General features: G+C 65.2%; 6 protein-coding genes. 2 read left to right on the top strand and 4 right to left on the bottom strand.

Features of this window, described 5'->3' with window-relative positions; translation table 11 throughout:
• Nucleotides 1-323 precede the first annotated feature (323 nt).
• From IQ458_RS19260 to IQ458_RS19245, 4 genes are all read right to left on the bottom strand, one after another.
• Nucleotides 324-1154 carry an NAD-dependent protein deacetylase gene (locus IQ458_RS19260; protein WP_203323821.1) on the bottom strand — a complete coding sequence of 277 codons (831 nt, stop codon included), beginning with the start codon at nt 1152-1154 and terminating at the stop codon, nt 324-326.
• A gap of 114 nt (nt 1155-1268) precedes the next feature.
• Nucleotides 1269-1850, bottom strand: coding sequence for a hypothetical protein (locus IQ458_RS19255; protein WP_203323820.1), 582 nt, complete (start codon nt 1848-1850; stop codon nt 1269-1271).
• Between the two features lie 18 nt (nt 1851-1868).
• Nucleotides 1869-2999 (bottom strand): PilT/PilU family type 4a pilus ATPase, encoded by a 1131-nt coding sequence (locus IQ458_RS19250; RefSeq protein WP_183643797.1) that lies wholly within the window; start codon nt 2997-2999, stop codon nt 1869-1871.
• A 117-nt stretch (nt 3000-3116) separates the two neighbouring features.
• Nucleotides 3117-4154, bottom strand: coding sequence for a type IV pilus twitching motility protein PilT (locus tag IQ458_RS19245; RefSeq protein WP_141453781.1), 1038 nt, complete (start codon nt 4152-4154; stop codon nt 3117-3119).
• A gap of 99 nt (nt 4155-4253) precedes the next feature.
• Here IQ458_RS19245 and IQ458_RS19240 point away from each other — a divergent pair, with 99 nt between their 5' ends.
• Both IQ458_RS19240 and IQ458_RS19235 read left to right on the top strand, forming a co-directional pair.
• A complete protein-coding gene (locus IQ458_RS19240) occupies nt 4254-4928 on the top strand; it encodes a YggS family pyridoxal phosphate-dependent enzyme (RefSeq protein WP_203323819.1) in 675 nt (224 codons plus the stop codon).
• A 639-nt stretch (nt 4929-5567) separates the two neighbouring features.
• Nucleotides 5568-6593, top strand: coding sequence for a fimbrial protein (locus IQ458_RS19235; protein WP_203323818.1), 1026 nt, complete (start codon nt 5568-5570; stop codon nt 6591-6593).
• The last annotated feature ends 202 nt before the right edge of the window (nt 6594-6795 follow it).

Below are 6795 nucleotides of genomic sequence, written 5' to 3'. Positions count from 1 at the left end.
CAGATGACGCCTAAAGCGCCCTCTTCCGGCGCTTCGCGCCACCTTCTCCCGCAAGCGGAAGAAGAGTTTCACCCTGCGCGATCTCGGCTGCGACAGCCTGCAAGGCCACCTGTTTGCCCCGCCCATGACCGCCAGCGACTGCGAAACCCTGCTCCGCCAGCTCCGCGCCCTCCCCCAGGACGGATCACGCCCTCCCTTCCCCCGCCTGCGGGGGAAGGTGCCGAAGGCGGATGGGGGCAACGTCGATAAAGCACAAAGCGCCCTCTTCCGGCGCTTCGCGCCACCTTCTCCCGCAGGCGGGAGAAGAGTTTCAGCGCCCCACCCTACACGACAGGCAACACCGCCACGCAATCAGCATCCAGCTTCAGATCGGCCAGCGCATCCGCTCGGGTCTGCCCACGATTGAGCAAGGCAATCGGCTTGCCCGCCTCATGCGCGATGCGGGCGAAACGGAAGCCCGAATAGACCATCAGCGAAGACCCCACCACCAGCAACGCCTCCGATGCGTCCAGCGCCGCCAACGCCCGCTCATAACGCTCACGCGGCACGTTCTCGCCGAAGAACACCACGTCCGGCTTCAGCATGCCGCCGCAGACATCGCACGGCGGCACCCGGAACCGGCTGAAATCCAGCCCCTCCAGATCCGCATCGCCATCCGGCGCGGTCGCCGCCTCCAGTCCATGCCAATCCGGATTCGCGTCATGCAGGCGTTCCTGCAACGTCGCCCGCGCGGACAGCGTCCTGCATTGCAGGCAGATCACTTGATCGATGCGCCCGTGCAGATCGATCACCTCGCGGCTACCCGCACGCTCGTGCAGGCCATCGACGTTCTGGGTCAGCAACTGCGACAACCGCCCGCCCTGCCACGCCGCCAGCGTCCGGTGCGCCGCATTCGGCTGCGACTGCGCCATCCGCGGCCAGCCCACGAAACTGCGCGCCCAGTAGCGCGCATTGGTCAATGGGTCCCCGGTGAACGCCTGATACGTCACCGGCGGCGTGCGCTTCCATTGGCCGTCGGCGTCGCGATAGTCGGGAATCCCGGAGGCCGTGCTGCAACCGGCTCCGGTCAATACGAATACACGGTCGAACGGAAGCAACCATTCGCGCAGGCGTTCGGCGGCTTCTATGTGCGGGGCGGCCAGGGCGATCGACATGCCGTCATCATACGGTGGGCCAGGCACGGGAGCTGTCTTTGAACCACGCGCCGCCCCGCCGTCATGAATCTCCGGCCCCGGCAATCATTGCGAAGGTACTGCGCCCTGCTTCCGCTAAGCCGCTGGCACAAGGGTCGACAAAAAATAGATAAGCAAACCCAGCAACAGGATGGCCCAGCACGCGCCACCGACGACGATCCCCAGCCAGTTCCAGGCATTGAAGCCGTCTTCGTCCCGATACACCGTGGCGTCGATGAACTGGTTGTAGCGACGTGCCCTCGCGTTCATCGGCAACAGCGGCAGCACCGATAGCGGAGACAGCAGCCACAGCGGGCCGGGCAACAGCACGGTGAGCGCCAGCACTACATAGGCGATGGCCAGCAGTCCCGCCGGAGCCCTTTTTTCCCGCGTGCCATCGGCGGCGATTCGATTGATCGCCCGGAAACAGGCGTAGGCATAGAAGAGGGCGAAGATCGAGCGCCAGGCAGGATTGAATTGCCTGCGATCATGCTGCCTGACCGCGCGCCAGGCGCGGTAGAACCACCAGACGGCGTACCAGCCCAGGGTAAACACCATCATCACCACCAGCTTCAAGGTGGGTGGTGCGAGGAAAAATGGCTTGGCGCGCGTGGCCGGCCGCTCTTCGATGGCCCCATCGGGTGCCCGATAGGGGCTGCTGTCCAGACCGGTATCCATCCCGTCAGATCATGCGCCTCAGCGCACTTCCGCCACTTCCACCCCATCCAGCCCCTGCGCCAGGGTGCGGGCGTCGCCGCCCTGGGAGAGTTTGATGCGCAGCCGGACTTCGTTCTGGGAGTCCGCGTAGCGCAGGGCGTCCTCGTAGGAGATTTCGCCGGCCTGGTACAGCTCGAACAGGCTCTGGTCGAAGGTCTTCATGCCGAGGTTGGTGGATTCCTTCATCAGTTCCTTCAGCTTGTGGATCTCGCCGTCGCGGATGTAGTCCTGGACCAGCGGGGTGCCGAGCAGGATTTCCATCGCCACGCGGCGGCCCTTGCCGTCCGGCGTGGGAATCAGCTGCTGCGCGACCACGCCCTTGAGATTGAGCGAGAGGTCCATCAGCAGCTGGGTGCGGCGGTCTTCCGGGAAGAAGTTGATGATGCGGTCCATCGCCTGGTTGGCGTTGTTGGCATGCAGGGTGCACAGCACCAGGTGGCCGGTTTCGGCGAAGGCGATGGCGTGGTCCATGCCTTCGCGGGTACGCACCTCGCCGATCATGATCACGTCCGGCGCCTGGCGCAGGGTGTTCTTCAGCGCGGCGTCCCAGCTGTCGGTGTCGATGCCGACCTCGCGCTGGGTGATGATGCAACCCTCGTGCTTGTGCACGAATTCGATCGGGTCCTCGATGGTGATGATGTGGCCGGTCGAGTTCTGGTTGCGGTAGCCGATCATCGCCGCCAGCGAGGTGGATTTGCCGGTGCCGGTGGCGCCGACGAAGATGATGATGCCGCGCTTGGTCATCGCCAGCGTCTTGATCACCGGCGGCAGGTTCAACTCCTCCACCGTCGGGATGCGGGTCTCGATGCGGCGCAGGACCATGCCGACCTGGTTGCGCTGGTAGAAACAGCTCACGCGGAAACGGCCCACGCCAGCCACGCCGATGGCGAAGTTGCACTCGTGGGTCTTTTCGAATTCCTCGCGCTGGGCCGGCGTCATCACGTTCAGCACTAGGTCGCGCGACTGCTGCGGCGTCAGCGGCGTCTGGGTGATCGGCGAAATCTTGCCGTGGACCTTGATCGACGGCGGCATGCCGGCGGTGATGAACAGGTCCGACGCCTTCTGGTGCGCCATCAGCTTGAGGAAGGAGGTGAAGTCGATGCTGCTCATGGGTGGCTCCCTGTGGGAGCCGGGATTGGGGATTGGAGATTGGGGATTCGCATCCCGTCTCGACTCTTGAATCCCGGCTTTTGCGAATCTCTAATCCCGAATCTCGAATCCCGGCGCTTACTCGAACAACCGCTTGTCCTTCGCGTATTCCTTCGCCTGCTGGCGGGTGACCAGGCTGCGCTTGACCAGGTCCTGCAGGTGCTGGTCGAGGGTCATCATGCCGTACTGCTGGCCGGTCTGGATGGACGAATACATCTGCGCCACCTTGTCCTCGCGGATCAGGTTGCGGATGGCGGGGGTGCCGACCATGATTTCCCAGGCCGCGGTGCGTCCGCCGCCGACCTTCTTCAGCAGCGCCTGGCTGATCACCGCGCGCAGCGATTCGGACAGCATCGAGCGGACCATCGGCTTCTCGCCGGCCGGGAACACGTCGATGATGCGGTCGACGGTCTTGGCCGCCGAACTGGTATGCAGGGTGGCGAACACCAGGTGGCCGGTCTCGGCGGCGGTCAGCGCCAGCCGGATGGTTTCCAGGTCACGCAATTCGCCCACCAGGATGTAATCCGGGTCCTCGCGCAGCGCCGAGCGCAGCGCCTCGTTGAAACCGTGGGTGTCGCGGTGCACTTCGCGCTGGTTGATCAGGCACTTCTGCGAGGTGTGCACGAACTCGATGGGGTCTTCCACCGTCAGGATGTGCGCGTACTCGTTCTTGTTGATGTGGTCGATCATCGCCGCCAGCGTGGTCGACTTGCCCGAACCGGTCGGGCCGGTCACCAGGATCAGGCCCTGCGGCTGGGCGATCAGGTCGCGGAACAGCGGCGGGCAGCCCAGGTCTTCCAGGGTCAGCACGTCGGAGGGAATGGTACGGAACACGGCGCCGGCGCCGCGGTTCTGGTTGAACGCGTTGACGCGGAAGCGGGCCAGGCTGGGAATCTCGAACGAGAAGTCCACTTCCAGGAATTCTTCGTAATCGCGCCGCTGCTTGTCCGACATGATGTCGTAGACCAGCGCGTGGACCTGCTTGTGGTCCAGGGCCGGGATGTTGATGCGGCGGACGTCGCCGTCGACGCGGATCATCGGCGGCAGGCCTGCCGACAGATGCAGGTCCGATGCCTTGTTCTTGACCGAAAACGCCAACAGCTCGGCGATATCCATAGGTTTGCCTTCCCCCGAAATAGTGCTGCAAAACTGGAACGATGCTGCCCCTGAAGGCAGTATAGCGCTCCCCAATGACCTTCCAACCGCCCCCGGATGATGCTCGCCGACACTCTTCGCGACACCCTGCAACGTATTGAAAACGCTGCGGATGCCGCCCATCGGCCAGCCCCCCGCCTGCTGGCCGTGTCCAAGACCCAGCCGGGCGCGGCGGTGGCCGCGCTGGCTGCCGCCGGACAGCGGTCGTTTGGTGAGAATTATGTGCAGGAAGCGGCCGCCAAGGTCCGTGATCTGGTCGAGCTTTCGCTGGATTGGCATCTGATCGGGCATCTGCAATCCAACAAGGCCGAGCTCGCCGCGCAGTTGTTCGACTGGGTGGAAACGGTGGACCGGCCCAAGCTGGTGGCCGCGCTCGCCCGCCATCGCCCGGCCGACCGACCGCCCTTGAACGTGCTCATCCAGGTCAACATCGACGACGAAGCCAGCAAGCATGGCTGCGCGCCCGCCGAGCTGCCCGCGCTCGCCGCCGCCATCGCCGCCGAACCCCGGCTGGCCCTGCGCGGACTGATGTGCATCCCCACTCCGCATGCGGATCCGGAGCTGCGCCGTCCGGCGTTCGTGCGCATGAAGGCGCTGTACGACGCGCTGGCGACGGCGCATCCTGGCGTGGACACGCTGTCGATGGGCATGAGCGACGACTACCCGATCGCCATCGCCGAAGGCGCCACCCAGATCCGCATCGGCACCGCGCTGTTCGGGCGCCGGCCGGGCTGATGCTTCAAGCCGGATACACAGTCTCTAGAACTCCCCGGGGTCATGCCCCTCCCCCGCTTGCGGGGGCTGGGTGGGGGCGGGGTCCGAAGCACGTAGCACATCCGCACAGAACAACCGCGAACACAACTCACTCGCCCGCTCGCCCCCATCCGCCCTTCGGGCACCTTCCCCCGCAAGCGGGGGAAGGACGCATGCGGGAAAGGAACTCATTCCCCACCCCGCAACATGAAACTACCCCTCCCCCGCCTGCGGGGGAGGCTGGGTGGGGGCCGCATCCGAAGCACGTAGCACATCCGCACAGAACAACCGCGAACACGACTCGCTCTTCCGTCTGCCCCCATCCGCCCTTCGGGCACCTTCCCCCGCAAGCGGGGGAAGGAAGCAAGCTGTGCGCCCCTCCCCCGCCTGCGGGGGAGGCTGGGTGGGGGCCGGCTCCGGAGCACGCAGCCATTTCCCGCCTCGGCCCGACGAATGAACCCATGCCCCACACCAAGCCGACAATCAACTCACTTTAGGATTCTTCCTATATCGGGCCGCACGGCGCCCAACAAGAATTCCTGCGCTCCGTCCCGACACCACACAAGCGGCATACGCGTCATCGCGTCGGCGGACGGCATTCCTCCGAACCAGGAACCGCGCTTGAAATTCCCGAACATCCCGCTCCGGACATGTCGCGCATGGCCACTGCTGTTGATGTTCGGCGCGCCCGCATTGGCCGAAGCCAGCTGCAGTCCGTGGGGCGCACTGGAGAACCTGAGCCAGACCATCCCTTCGCCGCCCACTACCCCCATCAACCTCAAACTCGTCCCCATCGGCCAGGTGATGGCGAGCAAGGAACTCCTGCTCCAAGGGGGCCAGCGCATCTACACCTGCCGCCGCGGCACCGTCTACGGCATGACGGTGGCGAACATGACGCTCCCGGAAAGCGGCCAACCCAAGGTCTATCAAACCCCGGTCGAAGGCGTCGGGGTCCGTATCGGCTTCCGCGAAATCTACGCGAACGGTTGGCAGGACACCCGTTATCCCCCCTTCCAGGCCAGCGATCTGGGCGGAGGCGAAGTACTCAGCAGCCCGTATTACGCCGTTGTCGAATTCATCCGCACCGACGCCTACGTGGGCAAGGGCAGCGTGGTCTTCAGCTATCGCGCCGATCTCCCGATTCCCTCCCGGCCGGAAACGCTGATCGACATCGCCGGCACCCACCTCCGCTTCAACCTCACCCACGATACCTACTACACCCGCTGCATGCCGGTCGTGTCGCCACTGGAAGTGCCGATGGGACGGATCAGCACGCTCGAGCTCACCCGCAACGCCGCACCCGCGCGCTCCTTCACTCTCGACATCGACTGCGAAGGCGCCCATCCCGCCACGCCACCGCCGGTGCGCATCCATTTCCAGGGCGATTCGCCGCGCGACGGCTGGTTGAACCTGGATCTCGCCGGCCGCGCGGACACCGCCAGCGGCGTGGGCATCGCGCTGAAGGACGAGGACGGCAATCCGCTGCCGTTCTCGCCCGAGCGGGCGTTGCCATTGAAGTGGCAGGACGGCACGCGCCAGCGCCAGCGATATCGCCTGTCCGCGACCGCGCGCTACGCCAGCGAGGGCGGCACGCCCGGTGCGGGACACGCCGACGCCAGCCTCACCTACGTGCTGGATTACAACTGAGGCCTCGACGCAGCGATTCCCCATCGTTCGCGCGTTCGAACGCGGCAACCCACGCCGCAGCGCGCGCATTGCACGCAACGAGGCTCATATAGGTGAACGCTTGTACAGCACACCTAAACGAAAGCGCATCACTTTAGGAACTTTCCTATGGGATGGATACGGCACCGAATCGAGATGGTACGCCCCCGCTTTCGTAGACGGT

This window comes from Pseudoxanthomonas beigongshangi, from assembly GCF_016820515.1.
Classification (GTDB): domain Bacteria; phylum Pseudomonadota; class Gammaproteobacteria; order Xanthomonadales; family Xanthomonadaceae; genus Pseudoxanthomonas_A; species Pseudoxanthomonas_A beigongshangi.
This window is presented reverse-complemented; position numbering and strand designations above follow the sequence as displayed.